16 protein-coding genes and 2 pseudogenes are annotated in these 15,483 nt (G+C 64.9%); 14 read left to right on the top strand and 4 right to left on the bottom strand.

The window, feature by feature from the left end:
- The first annotated feature begins 60 nt into the window (after positions 1-60).
- Positions 61-696, top strand: a complete 636-nt coding sequence (locus KHO27_RS11005; RefSeq protein WP_110702217.1) for a LysE family translocator — start codon at positions 61-63, stop codon at positions 694-696.
- A 29-nt stretch (positions 697-725) separates the two neighbouring features.
- Entirely contained in the window at positions 726-1,022 is a 297-nt protein-coding gene (locus KHO27_RS11000; RefSeq protein WP_110605272.1) for a DUF3144 domain-containing protein, read from the top strand.
- A 57-nt stretch (positions 1,023-1,079) separates the two neighbouring features.
- On the opposite strand, the gene KHO27_RS10995 is transcribed toward KHO27_RS11000, so the two are convergent.
- Entirely contained in the window at positions 1,080-1,868 is a 789-nt protein-coding gene (locus KHO27_RS10995) for a formate/nitrite transporter family protein (protein ID WP_110702215.1), read from the bottom strand.
- Between the two features lie 322 nt (positions 1,869-2,190).
- Here KHO27_RS10995 and KHO27_RS10990 point away from each other — a divergent pair.
- The 3 genes and pseudogenes from KHO27_RS10990 to KHO27_RS10980 all read left to right on the top strand — a co-directional run.
- Positions 2,191-2,493 (top strand): annotated as a pseudogene (locus KHO27_RS10990) (Dyp-type peroxidase); the annotation flags it as partial.
- A gap of 95 nt (positions 2,494-2,588) precedes the next feature.
- The gene (locus tag KHO27_RS10985; protein ID WP_110702213.1) at positions 2,589-3,410 is read left to right on the top strand and encodes a DNA-binding protein; all 822 of its coding nucleotides are present in this window, start codon (positions 2,589-2,591) and stop codon (positions 3,408-3,410) included.
- 90 nt (positions 3,411-3,500) lie between these two features.
- Positions 3,501-4,391 carry a sterol desaturase family protein gene (locus KHO27_RS10980; RefSeq protein WP_111532301.1) on the top strand — a complete coding sequence of 297 codons (891 nt, stop codon included), beginning with the start codon at positions 3,501-3,503 and terminating at the stop codon, positions 4,389-4,391.
- Here KHO27_RS10980 and KHO27_RS10975 read toward each other — a convergent pair.
- Positions 4,377-5,060, bottom strand: coding sequence for an AraC family transcriptional regulator (locus tag KHO27_RS10975; RefSeq protein ID WP_110702209.1), 684 nt, complete (start codon positions 5,058-5,060; stop codon positions 4,377-4,379). The genes KHO27_RS10980 and KHO27_RS10975 overlap by 15 nt on opposite strands.
- A 206-nt stretch (positions 5,061-5,266) precedes the next feature.
- Here KHO27_RS10975 and KHO27_RS10970 point away from each other — a divergent pair, with 206 nt between their 5' ends.
- Positions 5,267-6,946 carry an MFS transporter gene (locus KHO27_RS10970; protein WP_110702207.1) on the top strand — a complete coding sequence of 560 codons (1,680 nt, stop codon included), beginning with the start codon at positions 5,267-5,269 and terminating at the stop codon, positions 6,944-6,946.
- A 64-nt stretch (positions 6,947-7,010) separates the two neighbouring features.
- Here the strand turns inward: KHO27_RS10970 and KHO27_RS10965 are convergent, their stop codons facing one another.
- Positions 7,011-7,580 carry a hypothetical protein gene (locus tag KHO27_RS10965; RefSeq protein WP_111532303.1) on the bottom strand — a complete coding sequence of 190 codons (570 nt, stop codon included), beginning with the start codon at positions 7,578-7,580 and terminating at the stop codon, positions 7,011-7,013.
- A gap of 147 nt (positions 7,581-7,727) precedes the next feature.
- Between KHO27_RS10965 and KHO27_RS10960 the strand changes: the two genes are divergently transcribed.
- Genes KHO27_RS10960 through KHO27_RS10930 form a run of 7 tightly spaced genes read left to right on the top strand, consistent with a single transcriptional unit; the run spans position 7,728 to position 14,016 of the window.
- Positions 7,728-8,405, top strand: a complete 678-nt coding sequence (locus tag KHO27_RS10960) for a thermostable hemolysin (RefSeq protein WP_110702203.1) — start codon at positions 7,728-7,730, stop codon at positions 8,403-8,405.
- Positions 8,395-9,861, top strand: a complete 1,467-nt coding sequence (locus tag KHO27_RS10955; protein WP_214501789.1) for an AMP-binding protein — start codon at positions 8,395-8,397, stop codon at positions 9,859-9,861. Before KHO27_RS10960 ends, KHO27_RS10955 begins: the two co-directional genes overlap by 11 nt.
- 8 nt (positions 9,862-9,869) lie before the next feature.
- On the top strand, positions 9,870-10,550 hold the full coding sequence (locus KHO27_RS10950; protein ID WP_139670518.1) for an iron-containing redox enzyme family protein: 681 nt from the start codon (positions 9,870-9,872) through the stop codon (positions 10,548-10,550).
- Positions 10,537-11,343: an SDR family oxidoreductase gene (locus KHO27_RS10945; RefSeq protein ID WP_214501788.1), complete on the top strand. Its 807-nt coding sequence runs from the start codon at positions 10,537-10,539 to the stop codon at positions 11,341-11,343. Before KHO27_RS10950 ends, KHO27_RS10945 begins: the two co-directional genes overlap by 14 nt.
- Positions 11,340-11,981, top strand: coding sequence for a tetratricopeptide repeat protein (locus KHO27_RS10940; protein WP_110702194.1), 642 nt, complete (start codon positions 11,340-11,342; stop codon positions 11,979-11,981). The genes KHO27_RS10945 and KHO27_RS10940 overlap by 4 nt, the downstream gene beginning before the upstream one ends.
- 2 nt (positions 11,982-11,983) lie before the next feature.
- Complete coding sequence (locus KHO27_RS10935) at positions 11,984-12,646, top strand: response regulator (RefSeq protein WP_110702192.1); 663 nt, start codon at positions 11,984-11,986, stop codon at positions 12,644-12,646.
- Positions 12,643-14,016 carry a sensor histidine kinase gene (locus KHO27_RS10930; RefSeq protein ID WP_111532307.1) on the top strand — a complete coding sequence of 458 codons (1,374 nt, stop codon included), beginning with the start codon at positions 12,643-12,645 and terminating at the stop codon, positions 14,014-14,016. The genes KHO27_RS10935 and KHO27_RS10930 overlap by 4 nt, the downstream gene beginning before the upstream one ends.
- On the opposite strand, the gene KHO27_RS10925 is transcribed toward KHO27_RS10930, so the two are convergent.
- Positions 14,017-14,403 (bottom strand): VOC family protein, encoded by a 387-nt coding sequence (locus tag KHO27_RS10925; protein ID WP_110702188.1) that lies wholly within the window; start codon positions 14,401-14,403, stop codon positions 14,017-14,019. It lies immediately after the preceding gene.
- 292 nt (positions 14,404-14,695) lie between these two features.
- Here KHO27_RS10925 and KHO27_RS26570 point away from each other — a divergent pair.
- Positions 14,696-15,478: pseudogene (locus tag KHO27_RS26570) on the top strand (PAS domain-containing protein); the annotation flags it as partial.
- Positions 15,479-15,483: the final 5 nt, after the last annotated feature.

Genomic DNA, 15,483 nt, shown 5'->3' with positions numbered 1-15,483 from the left:
AGCGGGGCGGCATTCTGCTACAGTCGCCGCCTCACGTTATCGGCCCGAGGATGTACAAGGATGTCGCTGCACGATTGGTTCGGATTTGTCGTTGTCTCGATGGTGGTGACCTTGTCGCCAGGCCCGGGTGTCATCATGGCGTTGTCCAACTCGCTGTCGCACGGGCCGAGGCGGGCGATGCTCGGTTCGCTGGGTAATGCGCTCGGGCTGCTGGTGGTGTCCACCGCTACCAGTGCGGGGCTCGGGGTATTGCTGCAGACTTCGGCCAGCGCTTTCCTGCTGCTCAAGGTGGTGGGCGCGAGCTACCTGATCTACCTCGGCGTCAAACAGTGGAAAAGCCGCAGCAGTGCCTTCGACCAGCTCGAGCAACCGGTCAAGGCCCTGGTCAGCAACCGCCGGCTGATGCTCAACGGCGTGACGGTGGCGTTGACCAACCCGAAAGCCATCCTGTTCTTTGCCGCCTTCCTGCCGCAGTTCATGGGCACGGGCAACGGCGCCGATAGTCAGCTCGGGCTGCTGGTCGGTACCTTCGCCCTGTGCTCGATCCTGGCCCATGCTTTCTATGTCCTCCTGGCCCAGGCCTTGAAGCGCAAGCTGGCGGCACCAAGCCGCGCCCGCCTGATGAATCGCCTGTTCGGCGTGTCGTTCATGACGCTGGGGGCCAGCCTGTTCACCGTTCAGGCCAAGACCGCCTGAGCGCAACGTTTTCCGATAGGTAGATTTCCATGGCACAAGCCACCGACCAGGCCTTCTACGACCGCGCCGATGCGCATGTGGAGCTGGCCAACCAGCAGATCGAAAAGCTCGAGGACCTCGGCAAGGTCAGCGCTTCGATGACCTTCGCCGCCAGCCGCTTCAATGCCTGGATGGCGGCCCGCAGTTTCAAGTCCGCGGCGGAGATGGCCGCGGCGCGCGAGGAGCTGTTGAAGTACTTCAGCGAGCAGTACCGGATGATGCTCGAAGACAATCTTGACGAGCATATCCAGCACTTCGACCGCTATGTGCTGGGCAAGGACGGCTGAGCTCGCACGCAACCAGGACATCGACGAAAAACGCCCCACCGCTTCGGTGGGGTGGCATCAGTGCAATGCGCCTTGTTCCTGCGCAGGCACGCCGAACGACACGTAGTAGGCCAGGCCGACAAAGATCGCCCCACCCACGGCGTTGCCCAGGAACACCGCCGCCAGGTTCTCCGCCAACTGCCCCCAGCTCAGGTAACCGGCGAAGATCGCCGCCGGGATCAGGAACATGTTGGCCACCACGTGCTGGAAGCCGATAGCGACGAAGGCCATGATCGGGAACCAGATGCCGAGGATCTTGCCGCTCATCTCGCGGCTGGCGTAGGACAACCACACCGCCAGGCATACCAGCCAGTTGCAGCCGATACCGGAGAGGAACGCGTGCAGGAAGTCGGCGCTGACCTTGCTGGTGGCGCCGGCCAGGGTCTTGCCCAGATACGCGCCCTCGGTCAGCCCCAGCAGATGGCCGAAGCAGTAGGCGACGAACAGCGCACCCAGCAGGTTGGCCAGGGTCACCAGGGTCCAGTTGCGCGCCACTGCCCGCAGGCGGATACGCCCGGCGAACATCGCCAGGGGCAGGCTCATCATGTTGCCGGTGAGCAGCTCGCCTCCGGCCAGGATCACCAGGATCAGGCCGATGGGAAACACCGCGGCGCCGAGCAGCGTGCCGAACGAGGCCCACTGCGGGGGAATCATGGTGCTGACGTGGATCGCCAGCAGAAAGCCCAGGGAAATGAACGCGCCGGCCAGGAAGCCGAGGATCAAGGTGGCGCGGGTGGGCAGGTGGGCTTTGCGGGTACCGGCTTCGATGACCAGCTCGGTGATCCGGGAGGGGGTATTCACAGACATTTCAACAACTCGAACGCAAGGATAACGGCGGTACCATTGGGCGGATCTGGTAACGATGGGACGAGGCCAGCGCGGTTCGGCTCGTGGTGGAGGGAACAGGCAACTTCGAAGCGGGCGGCACGTTATCTGAGGCAATTTGACGCGGTCAAATCGATAGGCTGGATGAGTTGATAGAGCGCATCTATGAGGTGCGGTTGTTCAGCCGCGCTGTGCTATACCACAAGCGATCAAACCCTGCGTGAGAGGACGCCTTGGTGAATACAGTCGAGATCGAGCCGCAGGCTGTCGACAGCCCGATCACCCGTAGTGCGATGTTTCTGGTGAGTTCGATGCCGCGAGCAAGCCCAGTTGCTCGCACAGTTCGCTGACCACCCTGGAAGAGGGTGGGCGGGAGATCAAGATCCTGCGCGACAACATGCCCTTCGGCCGCCCCGGGGCCGGGGAGTTCGGTACCTATTTCATCGGTTACGCCCGGTCGCCCGCGCCGATCGAGCAGATGCTCGAGAACATGTTCGTCGGCAAGCCGCCGGGCAACTACGATCGTTTGCTGGACTACAGCTGCGCCGTTACCGGTGGGTTGTTCTTCGTGCCGCCGGTGGATTTCCTCGAACAGGCTGCTGAATGACATTTCACCCGCAGGCTTGAATCGTGGGGCAGGGCCGTGCAGTATTGCGCCAAATTACATGGTACATGCCATGGTACGAATAGGTGGAATGAGCAATGGCCCGCAATGGCATAGACAAGGCCTCCGTGCAGCAGGCACGGCAGGCGCTGATGGCCCGGGGTGAACACCCCAGTATCGATGCGGTACGTATCGAGTTGGGCAACACCGGCTCGAAGACCACTATCCACCGCTACCTCAAGGAACTCGACCGGCAGCCGCTGGAGTTGCTGGGTAGCCAGGGGGCCTTGAGCGAACCGTTGGCGCGATTGGTCGAGCAACTGGCAGCCCAGTTGCAGGAGGAAGGGCAGGCCCGGATCGCGGCCGCCGAGCAGGCGGCGCAGGCGCGTTGTGCGGCGATGCAGGCCGAGCTGCAATTGACCCAGCGCGACCTGGCTGGCGCGCTGCGCCAGGTCGAGGCCCTGACCGCTGCGCTGCACGCCGAGACTCAACGGCTCGCGACCGCCCAGGCCAGCCTGCAGGCCGAGCAGTTGCGCAGCGCCAGCCTCAGCCAGTCACAGGGTGAGTTGCAAGCGCGCCTGGCCGACAAGGACGGGCAACTGCGCGCCAGCCTCGAGCAGCATCAGCAGGATCAACGCCGCAACGAGACCCAGGTGCGCCAGCTGCAAGGCCAGTTGCAGACCTTGCAGCAGGGCGCCTTGGCGCGTCAGGACGAGCTGACGCGCCTGCACCGCGACAATGAGCGCCTGCTCGCCGAACATCGCCAGGCCACGGCACAGGGCACGCTGCTGGATGAGCAACTGCAGCAGCGTGACGCGCAGGTGCAGGGCTTGCGCGCCATCCTGGCCCAGGCTCAGGGCGCCAACGACGAGATGCGTCGACAGCTGGCAGCCCGAGCAGCGGACACATCGACCCTGTAGAACATCGCTGCGACAGATGCGCCGTTTGTTCAAGTGTCTCGCTCAGGCACCAGGCAACACTGGCGGCTCCAACCATGACTGGAGCCCTCCATGCGCATCTTCTATGCCCCGTGTTTCTTCTTCGGTTTCATCGCCACCGCCGTGTGGCTGATCAATCTTGGCGCCGACATTCTCTGGCTGCTGCCCTTGCTCGGCGTGGCGATCCTGCTGTCGTTCACCTGCGAAGCGCTGTGCCCCTACAAACCTGCCTGGAGCGAGGCGGCAGGCGAAGGCGGGCGTGATGGACTGCACGCACTGGTCAACGAAACACTCAATATCGCCAGCATCGCAGCCATCCCGCTGTTCGCCGGCTGGCTGCCCGCCACAAGCCTGTGGCCCAGCCACTGGCCTGTGCTGGGGCAACTGTTGCTGGCGCTGCCCCTGGCCGACCTGGGGATCACCCTGGTGCACTACGCCAGTCATCGCAGCGCATTGCTCTGGCGCCTGCACGCGGTGCATCACAGTGTGACCCGGCTGTACGGCTTCAATGGCTTGATGAAGCACCCGCTGCACCAGATGGCCGAGGGGTTGGGCGGCGTGCTGCCTTTGCTGCTGCTGGGTTTGCCGCAGGACGTGGCGGCGTTGCTGGCGTTCTGCATAGCGGTCCAGCTGCTGTTGCAACACAGCAATGTCGACATGCGCATCGGCGTTCTGCGCCATCTTTTCGCCTGGGCCCCCGTGCACCGGCTGCACCACCTGAAGTACGGCACCCTGGGCGACGTCAACTTCGCGCTGTTCTTCCCCGTCTGGGATCGTTTGCTCGGCACAGCGCTTCACCTGCCGGGCTACGGGTTGGCCGATGACGACATGGGCATTGGCGACCGTCCGGACTACCCACAAACGTACCTGGCGCAACTGCGTGAGCCGTTCCGCCCAGTGGCCACGGCGCAGCCGCCGGCAGCCTTGCCGAAAAGCCTGCGTCAGGCACTAGAGCACGTCTGAGCGCAGGTGGCGCAGGGCTTCGCTGGCACGGATGCCGAATTGCTGGCGCAGGCTGCGGCTCAGGTGCGCCGAGTCGGCGAAGCCGGCGGCCATGGCCGCCTCGGTCAAGCTAGCGCCGGCCAGCGCCGCGCCCAGGGCCACGCGCAGGCGTTGCCACAGCACCATGCGCCGCACCGACAGACCCAGGCGGCCACTGAACAGGCGCTCGAGCTGGCTGACCGACAGCGCCGCTGCCTGTGCCAGCTCGGTGGCCGGCAGGCGCTGCTCGTCCACTGCGCGAATTCGTGCCAGGGCCCGCGCCAGGCGCGGATCCAACGGGCGGCGCGGTGCCTGGCGCAACGCCTGGGCGAGGCTTGAGATATCGCGGGGGGCTTGCCGGCAGACGTCGAGCAAGGTCTCCAGGGAAAACGCCAGGGGCTCGGCGAACAAGGTGATGCAGACGGTGCCGGGCGCGAGAATGGCGTGGGGCTGCAACGAGGCGATGGCCAGCATGTCGCCGCGGTGCTCTTCGCCATTGATCTGCAGGCAGGCGTGGCCCTCAAGGGCGAGCACTACCTGGTGGGCATAGTGGGCATGGACACCGGTGTGGCCCGCCGTGCCGAGCAGCAGGCCGTGATCATCGGCCAGCCAGAGCCGACCTCGCCAGGCGCTGTGCTGTGCTTCGCTCATTGCGGGTTCCCTATCCGTTTCGGCGCTCGATCACTCAGGCGAGTGGCTATCGTGCAAAGGCCGATTATGCTTGAAGTGACTTGCCGCGATTCGGGGCCGATGCCTCGTCGTGCTTCGCGCAGCCTGTAATGCCTTTTTGGCCTGGGTGCGTGCTTTGGCTACCTGATGGAGCACTCCGGTCTACCACAACCAGACGGAGGCGACCCATGGCGGTCCTTGACAGCGCATCCACGGGCAGTAGCGCGCCCCAACGTGGCATTTCCCGGGAGGAGCGCAAAGTCATCTTCGCCTCTTCGCTGGGCACCGTGTTCGAATGGTACGACTTCTACCTGTACGGCTCGCTGGCGGCAATCATCGCAAAGCACTTTTTCGCCGGGGTCAACGAAACCACTTCGTTCATCTTTGCCTTGCTGGCTTTCGCCGCCGGCTTTGCCGTGCGGCCGTTCGGCGCCATCGTGTTCGGCCGCCTGGGCGACATGATCGGGCGCAAGCACACCTTCCTCATCACCATCGTGATCATGGGCGTGTCCACCGCAGTGGTCGGGTTGCTGCCCAGCTATGCGACGATCGGCGTGGCCGCGCCGGTGATCCTCATCACCCTGCGGCTGTTGCAGGGGCTGGCATTGGGCGGGGAGTACGGCGGCGCTGCCACCTATGTGGCCGAGCATGCGCCCAAGGGCAAGCGCGGGTTCTTCACCGCGTGGATCCAGACCACCGCCACCCTCGGGCTGTTCCTGTCGCTGCTGGTGATTTTGGCCTGTCGTACGGCCATGGGCACCGAGGCGTTCGAGGACTGGGGCTGGCGGATACCATTCCTGCTGTCGATCCTGCTGCTGGCAATCTCGGTGTACATCCGCCTGCAACTCAACGAGTCGCCGGTGTTCATGAAGATGAAGGCCGAGGGCAAGGCGTCGAAGGCGCCGCTGACCGAATCGTTCGCCCGTTGGGACAACCTCAAGGTGGTGATCATGGCGCTGCTCGGTGGCACCGCCGGCCAGGCGGTGGTGTGGTACACCGGGCAGTTCTACGCGCTGTTCTTCCTGCTGCAGACACTGAAGATCGACCCGCAGACCGCCAACCTGCTGATCGCCGGTTCCCTGCTGATCGGCACGCCGTTCTTCATCGTCTTCGGCAGTCTGTCCGACCGTATCGGGCGCAAGAAGATCATCATGGCCGGTTGCATCATTGCCGCGTTGACCTACTTCCCGATCTTCAAGGCGCTGACCGAGTACGGCAACCCGGATGTGTTCGTCGCCCAGGAGCAGAACCCGGTCGTGGTGGTGGCCGACCCCGGGCAGTGCGCCTTCCAGTTCGACCCGGTGGGCAAGGCCCGGTTCACCAGTTCCTGCGACATCGCCAAGAGCCTGCTGGCCAAGCGGGCGATCCCGTACGAGAACGAAAAGGCCGAGCCTGGCAGCGTGGCGCAGATCCGTATCGGCGAGCGGGTGATCCCGAGTTTCGAGGGGACCGGTCTGGCCGCGGCTGAACTGAAGACTCAGGCCGACGCCTTCACCGCCACGCTGACCGGCGCCCTGAAAGAGGCCGGTTATCCCGAGAAGGCGGACCCTGCGAAGATCCATTACCCGATGGTGTTGCTGCTGCTGACCATCCTGGTGATCTACGTGACCATGGTCTATGGGCCGATCGCCGCCTGGCTGGTGGAGCTGTTCCCGGCGCGGATCCGCTACACCTCGATGTCGCTGCCGTATCACATCGGCAACGGCTGGTTCGGTGGTTTTCTGCCAACGGTGGCCTTCGCCATGGTGGCGGCGACCGGGGACATCTACTACGGGCTGTGGTATCCGATCGTCATTGCGGTGATGACCGCGGTGTTGGGCATCTTCTTCCTGCCTGAGACCAAGGACCGGGATATCCATCACACCTGAAGGATGAAGGTCCGCTCCTGCAGAAGTCGCCCGATTCACGCCCTCGCTGCAGGAGCGGCCCCGGTCAGTCGAAGTAACCGCGCAAGCTATACCGGTAGCCGACATCCACCTCCGAGGCCTGTGGGCGCGCATAGGCCTTTTTCATGACGAATTCGAACGCCGGTTCGTACAAACCGTCGCGCACCACGGCGCCCGCGAGCACTTCCACCGAATACCAGCCGTTGTCCAGTTCAATGATCGGCCGCCCCGGCTCCTGGTAGCGCGCCAGCAGATCGCCCAGGGTCTTGTTGGTGAAGTGCTGCAGGATGCGCCAGGTGAAGAGCATCACGGCGCCGTGTTCGACCCTTAGCACATGGCCCGGGCGACGATGCTTGAGGCGGCTGCCGGGCTCGAGCAGTGCCGGGGTGCATTCGTCGAGGGTAAACAGGATGCGGTAGGGCAGGTTGTCGATGCCGGCCAGCGGCAGGATCACACCTTGCTGCACCGCCAGGTCGCCACTGTCGCCGCGGGTGAAGGCGCGCGCCAGGTCGTCGGGCAGGTCTTGGTCTTCCTTGAACTGTTCGAGCAGCTGGATATCGCCCAGCAGGAAATAGTCGACCAGGTCGTTGAGCACTTCGCTGAATTCGTAGCGCATGGGGTGTCCTTGGTTCTTACTGCGCCGGGGGAAGTCAGCAATGTAGCAGCCCCAGCGAGGGGCGCCATCACTCGCGATGGCGACACTTCAGACTGGCTTCAGATTCGCCCTCGATACTGCCTCCACTGAAATGAGCGGGGGCCCGTCATGACCGAGCTGAATTGGAACACCCTGTTTCCCGTGGCCATTGGCTGCCATGCGCAACACCAGGCCCGACTTCTGCTGCATGGGCCGGGTACGCCAGGTCGACTCGAACTGGAGCGGTTCATTCACGCGCGCTTCGCCTGTGTGCATCACGCTGACGTGCATCATTACCTGCCCGAACTGCTGGGGCTGCATGATCGCCATGACCGGCTGATCGCCGCCGCCGGCTTACGCCTGGCCGGCAGTGCGCCGTTGTTCCTGGAGCGCTACCTCGATGTGCCGCTGGAAAGCGCCGTGGCGAACGTGGCGGCGGGGCCGGTCACCCGAGAGCAGCTGGTGGAAGTGGGCAACCTGGCGGCGCTCAGTGCCGGCAGCGCGCGGATCATGATAGTCGCGGTGACCTGGCTGCTGGCGGCACGCGGCCTGCAGTGGGTGGCATTCACTGGCGCGGCGACCTTGCTCAACAGTTTTCGCCGACTGGGGCTGGAGCCCACGGTCGTGGCGCAGGCGGCTGCCCACCGTCTGGGCGAGGAGTCCGGCAGTTGGGGCAGTTACTACGCACAGCAACCCCAGGTATTCGTCGGCAATATCGGGCTAGGCCACGCGGCACTGGCCCGTGCGGGCGTGTTCGAACGGCTGGGCCTGCCGGTGGCGAAGCAGGAGAGCGGTCATGCCGCATGACATCGAGGCGTTCTTCGAAACGCTGCAGGTCCATGCCCGCCACCGTGGCGAGCAACCGGCGCTGCTGGGCAGTGATGAACGTTTCAGCTATGCGCAGTTGCTGGGTGAGGTTCGCCAGCGGGTGCACTGGCTGCGCGAACAACCTGCCGGCACCTTCGCCCTGGCAGTGGATAACGGCCCGCAAGCCCTGCTGTGGGACCTTGCCGCGTTACTGGCCGAGCGCCCGATCCTGCTGCTGCCGGGCTTTTTCAGCGCGGCCCAGCGGCGCCACTGCCTGACGCAGGGTGGCGTGTCACTGGTGCTGGCCGACAGCGCGCTGGCCGATGAGCTGCAAGCCTGTGGTTTCACTCGCGGCACGCGGTTCTGGCACCGTGACCCGCTTGCGTCACCGCGACTGCCGCACGGCACCGCCAAGATCACCTACACCTCCGGCAGTACCGGTGCGCCCAAGGGCGTTTGCCTGGGAGCTGCGTCGATGCTGCAGGTCGCCCGCGAGCTGGAAACGGCCAGCCGTGAGGCGGCGCCGGGCAAGTACCTGGCCGTGCTGCCGCTGGCGGTGTTGCTGGAAAACCTGGGGGTGTACGCGGCGCTTCTGGCCGGCGCCGTGGTCATGCTCTATCCGCAGGCGCAACTGGGCATCCGCGGCGCCAGCCAGGTGGACTTCGCGCGTCTGCTCGGGGCGATCGCCCTGAGCGGCGCAGAGAGCCTGATCCTGGTCCCGCAGCTTTTGCTGGGGCTGGTCACGGCCATCGAGCGCGGGGCCATGCGTGTCGGTCCGTTGCGTTTTGTCGCCGTGGGCGGTGCCCGGGTGGCCGCCAGCCTGCTGGCGCGTGCTGCTGCGGTGGGCCTGCCGGTGTACGAAGGCTACGGCTTGTCCGAGTGCGCATCGGTAGTGTGCCTGAACCGCCCCGGGGCGCTGCGCCCGGGCAGTGCCGGCCGGCCGTTGCCCCATGTGCAGGTGCGCATTGCCGAGGACGGCGAGGTGCTGGTGGCCGGCTCGACCTTGCTCGGTTACCTCGGCGAGCCTGTGTTCGAGGGCCAGTGGTGGCCGACCGGCGACCTCGGCCAGCTTGATCGCGACGGCTACCTGCACCTGGCCGGGCGCAAGAAGCACCAGTTCATCACCAGCTTCGGGCGTAACGTCAACCCTGAATGGGTCGAGGCCGAGCTGACCCAGGGAGGGGTCATCGCCCAGGCCTTCGTGCACGGCGAGGGCCTGCCGGGCAACCTGGCGTTGCTCTGGCCGCTGGACTCGCAGGCCAGCGACGAACAGATCGAGCGGGCGGTTCGCCAGTGCAACGATGGCCTGCCGGACTATGCCCGGGTACATGCCTGGCGACGCTTGTCTGAGCCGTTGAATGCCGAGGCGGGGACCCTCACGCCCAATGGCCGCCCACGCCGCGAGGCGATCCTGCTGCATTACCAGTCCCTGTTGTCCGTTCTTCAACAAGCATGAGGTTCGCCATGTCCTTTTTCGAAAACCTGCAAGCACAGACCGCCCGCGAGCGCGAAGCGCTGTTCGGTGTCCCGGTGATCCGCGATGCCCTGGGTGGGGTGGTGAGCGTGGAGGGTTATGTGGCCTTCCTGGCCCAGGCCTACCACCATGTGCGCCATACCGTTCCGTTGATGATGGCCTGTGGCGCCCGTCTGCCGTCGCGTCTGGAGTGGCTGCGTGGCGCCGTGTGTGAATACATTGACGAGGAATACGGTCACGAACGCTGGATCCTCAACGACATCGCCGCCTGTGGCGGTGACCCGGACAAGGTCCGCGACGGTCGTCCTGCGTTGTCGATCGAGCTGATGGTCGCCTTCCTCTACGACCTGATCGCCCGGGGCAACCCGGTGGGGCTGTTCGGCATGGTCAATGTGCTCGAGGGTACCAGTATCGCCCTGGCCACCCAGGCCGCCGGCAGGATACAGGGTAGCCTGGGGCTCCCGGACGAAGCGTTCAGCTACCTCAATTCCCATGGCGCTCTCGACCAGGACCATATGGTGACCTACCGCAGCCTGATGGATCGCCTGGACGACAGTGGCGATCAGCAGGCGGTGATCCATGCCGCCAAGGTGGTGTACCGCCTGTACAGCGAAATGTTCCAGCACCTGCCACGGGCAGGCCAGAGCGAGGTGCGGCATGCGCTTGCCTGATTGCGTGGTGGTGCTGACCGGGGCCAGTGGCGGGATCGGCCTGGAGCTGGCCGAGCAGCTATGTGTCGCCGGCGCACGGGTGCTGGCCGTGAGCCGGCACCTGGGCCAGCTGGCGCAGTTGATGAACCGTTTTCCGCAACAATTGCATTGGCAAGCGGCCGACCTGCGCTGCGCCCAGAGTCGCCAGGACGTGCTGGCAGCCGCGCGGTCCATGGGGGGCGTCAACGTGCTGATCAACGCCGCCGGGATCAATCGCTTCGCCTTGCTCGACCAGCTTGACGAGGCGGCGCTCGACGAGCTGCTGGATATCAACCTCAAGGCCGCGCTGCAACTGACCCGTGCCTGCCTGCCGCTGCTACGCGATCAGCCTAGGGCTCTGGTGGTCAACGTCGGCTCCACCTATGGCTCGATCGGCTACCCCGGCTATGCCGTCTACTGCGCCAGCAAGTTCGCCCTGCGCGGCTTTTCCGAAGCGCTGCGCCGCGAACTGGCCGACACCCCGGTGAATGTGCTGTACGCCGCGCCACGGGCAACGCGTACGGCGATGAACAGCAATGCCGCCACGGCGCTCAACCAGGCGCTGAAGGTGGGCGTGGACCAGCCGCGGGATGTGGCCCGCGCGGTGCTCGACGCGGTCCAGGCCGAGCGCAGCGAGCTGTACCTGGGCTGGCCGGAAAAACTTTTCGTGCGCTTGAACGGCATGCTGCCCGGGCTGGTTGATCGTGCCCTGCGCAAGCAACTGCCGCTGATTCGCCGCTTTAGCGCCCATCCGGGCAAGGAGTCAGGCAAATGAAACGTCTGCTATTGGCCAGTGTGCTGGCCTTTTCGCCCTTTGTCTGGGCCCTCGACCAGGCCGGCAACCAACGCCTGAGCGAGGTGCAACAGCGCTGGGCGCAGATTCAGTACCAACTGCCCGAAGGGCAGCGCGCCAAAGCCTTCGAGGCGCTGGCCGTGGACGCGGCGGGGTTCGTCCGTCAGTACCCGGGCTCGGCGGAGCCGTTGATCTGGGAGGGTATCGTCAACAGCAGCTGGGCCGGTGCCACCGGCGGGCTCGGCGCGCTGGGCAAAGTCAAGGCCGCCCGTGCCAGCCTGGAGAAGGCGCTGGCGCTGGACCCCAAGGCCCTGCAAGGGTCGGCCTACACCAGCCTGGGGGCGTTGTACGACCGGGTACCGGGCTGGCCCCTGGGGTTCGGCGACCAGGACAAGGCCGAAGCGATGCTGCGCCAGGCCCTGGCGATCAACCCCGATGGTATCGACAGCAACTACTTCTGGGCCGACCACCTGTACCGGCAGAACCGTTATGGTGAAGCCCGCACTGCCTTGGACAAGGCCCTGCGCGCCGCGCCGCGGCCAGGCCGCGCGCTGGCAGACCAGGGCCGGCGCGGGGAAATCGATGCTTTACTCAAGGCCATCGAAGACAAACAGGACTGAGCATGCGCCTGCTACTGGTTGAGGATGACGCCGCGTTGGGCGAGGGGATCTGCGATGGCCTGCGCCTGGAGGGCTACACCCTGGACTGGCTGCAGGATGGCCAGAGTGCGTTGCACGCGCTGAGCGTCGAGACCTTCGACGTGCTGGTGCTGGACCTGGGGTTGCCGCGCCTGGATGGCCTGGCGCTGTTGCGGTGCCTGCGCGCCGCGGAAAACGCCATGCCGGTGCTGATCCTCACCGCGCGCGATGGGCTGGAGGATCGTATCGCCGGGCTCGATGCCGGTGCCGACGATTACCTGGTAAAACCCTTCGACCTCAACGAACTCAAGGCCCGCCTGCGCGCTCTGCTACGGCGCAGCGCAGGGCGCGCCCGGGTGCTGATCGAGCATGCCGGCGTGAGCCTCGATCCGGCGACCCAGCAGGTGCGCTACAACGGTCAGCCGGTAGTACTCACGCCCAAGGAGTACCTGTTGCTGCACGAGCTGCTTGCCCAGCCGGGCAAGGTCTTCACCCGCGAGCGCCTGACCCAGTTGCTCTACGGCTGGGACGAGGAGCCTGAGAGCAACACCCTTGAAGTCAACATCTACCAGTTGCGCAAGAAGCTGTTCAACGGCTTGATCCGCACGGTGCGCGGTATCGGCTACCTGGTGGAGGGGCGCGCATGAGTTCGTTGCGCCAGCGCACGCTGTGGCGGGTCATGCTGTTGCTGCTGCTCGGCAGCGGTCTGTTGGCGCTGTACAACTACCACGACAGCCGGCATGAAATCACCGAAGTATACGATGCTCATCTGGCGCAGAACGCTCGCCTGCTGCAGGGGGTGATGAGCCTGCCGGTGCAGGAACAGAACCGTCAGGCGCTGTACCAGGCATTCGACGAGGCGCTGAGCAAGGCGGGGCGGCACCGGGTCGGCCACCCTTACGAAAGCAAACTGGCCTTCCAGGTGTGGGACGACCGCGCTACCTTGCTGGTGCGTACCCCCAGCGCGCCCGCATTCGCGGTGCCACCGAGCACGCCGGGGTTTTCCGACATGCTGGTGCAGGGCCAGCGATGGCGTGGTTTTGTGCTGCCGGTGGCGGAGAAGCACTGGCTGATCTGGGTGGGGGAACGCAACGATGTGCGCTACGACCTGATTGACAGGATCGTGCGTCACACCTTGATGCCGTTTCTGCTCGGCAGCCTGGCATTGGCGCTGCTGGTCTGGGTGGCCATCGGCTGGGGGCTGCAGCCGTTGCAGAACATGGCCCAGGTGATCCGTGGCCGTCACGCCGAGTCCCTGGACCCCCTGCAGTTGGTGCCGTTGCCCAAAGAGCTCGAGCCAATGCAGGCGGCGATCAATCGGCTGCTGGCGCAGATCGAGCAATTGCTGCGCCGAGAGCACCGTTTCATTGCCGATGCCGCCCACGAGATGCGCACGCCGCTGGCGATCCTGCGCCTGCACGCGCAGAACGCCCAGGCCGCCACCGGCGAGGCGGAGCGCAACAAGGCACTGGGGTATCTGATTGGCGGTGTCGACCGCCTGACCCGGGTGGTCAACCAGCTGCTGACCCTGGCCCGCCTGGAACCCCGCCTGGCGCAGCGCAACTGGACCCAAGTCGACCTCGCTGTGTTGGTCACCGAGACCCTGGCGGAGCTGACCCCGTGGATACTCGAACGTGGTCAGGAACCCTCCCTGGAGATCGCCGAAGGGGTTGACTACCGGTTGTACAGCGATGCCGGCGCCCTGGGCATTGCCCTGCAGAACCTGGTGACCAACGCGGTGGACCATTCTCCCTCTGGGGGGCGGGTGCGGGTGGGCCTGCGCCGCGAGGAGCAGGCATTGGTGCTGGAAGTGCAGGACGAAGGCCCTGGTATCGAGCCGGCCGACCTGGAGCGGGTATTCGAGCGTTTCTACAGCAAGGACGCGCCCAATGGCGCCGGTCTGGGATTGTCGATCGTGAGCACCGTCATCAAGCGCCTGGACGGTAGCGTGCAATTGCACAATGCCTCGCCGCGGGGGTTGTGCGCCACCCTGCGGTTGCCGGCGGCGCAGGCCTGATCAGTGACGCTGGGCGATCTGGATCAGGTTACCGCAGGTGTCATCGAAGACCGCCACGGTGACCGGGCCCATGTCGGTGGGTGGCTGGGTGAATTGCACGTTCGCCTTGCACAGGCGCTCGTATTCGGCATGGATATCGCGCACCCCGAACGAGGTGGCAGGGATGCCGTCCTGCTTGAGCGCCGCCTTGTAGGCCTTCGCCGCAGGATGGGCATCGGGCTCGAGTAGTAACTCGACGCCATTGGGATCATTGGGGGAGGTGAGGGTTAGCCAGCGGTACTTGCCCATGGGGATGTCGTGCCTGGGCTCGAAGCCCAGGACATGATGGTAGAAGGCATGGGCCTTGGCCTGGTCGTCGACGAGGATGCTGGTGACTACGATCTTCATCAGACTAGCTCCGTTGTTTCCTCTCTCTAGCAAAGCACATCCCTGGCCATCTGTTGTTCAGGATGTATTCAAACAGTGCGTTCGAAGATGGGGCGGTGAAATCGAGAGTTCCTGTTCGTTTTAGACGCAGTGCAATTGTCATTGGGTGTTTGTATCGATGCGTATCCGCAAAACCGAATGACCAGCGGACAGACGGCGCAAATGCCTAATGCGAAAGTGATATCAGATCGCTTGCATGCCTTCAGCGCCGATCTATGCTCAGGACATTCCGTGAGCACAGGAGGCCCGGTCCATGTTCGAGTACCATCGCAAGTCCGACTTGATCGAGATTCAGCGCAGCCGGCAGGCCTTGGCGGGCATGGAGGCGAAGCTGGCAGCGATCAGCCGTTCCATGGCGATGATCGAGTTCGCGCCGGATGGCACTATCCTCGAGGCGAACGAGAACTTCTGCAAGACCATGGGCTATAGCGCCGACGAGATCCGCGGCAAGCACCATCGGCTGTTCTGCGACCCGGCCTACGCCAAGAGCGCCGAGTACCAGCAGCTCTGGCGCGAACTTGGCGAGGGCAAGGCGATCAGCGGTACGTTCGAGCGCCTGGACAAGGCGGGTCGCGAGGTGTGGCTGGAGGCCAGCTACATGCCGGTGATCGATGAACGCCAGCAGGTGACCAGCGTGATCAAGGTGGCCTCCGACATCACCCGCCACGTGATCGAGGAGCACGAGAGCGAAAGCCTGCTCAAGGCAATCGGCCGTTCAATGGCGGTGATCGAGTTCACCCCGGCCGGGCGCGTGATCAAGGCCAACCAGAATTTCCTCGATACCATGGGCTATCGCCTTGAGGAGGTGGTGGGGCGCCATCACGGGCTGTTCTGCCTGCCGCACGAGCGCGAGTCGGCCCAATACCGCGACTTCTGGGCCTCGCTCAACCGTGGCGAGTACCACTCCCACCGCTTTGAACGCGTCAACAAGCAAGGCCAGACCGTGTACCTCGAGGCGTCCTACAACCCCATCTTCGACAACAAGGGCCGCCTGTACAAAGTGGTGAAGTTCGCCAGCGACATCACCCGCCAGGTCAGCAC

The organism is Pseudomonas sp. RC3H12, assembly GCF_018596375.1.
Lineage (GTDB): Bacteria > Pseudomonadota > Gammaproteobacteria > Pseudomonadales > Pseudomonadaceae > Aquipseudomonas.
The sequence above is the reverse complement of the archived record's forward strand: the minus strand, read 5'-3'. Positions and strand labels throughout refer to the sequence as shown.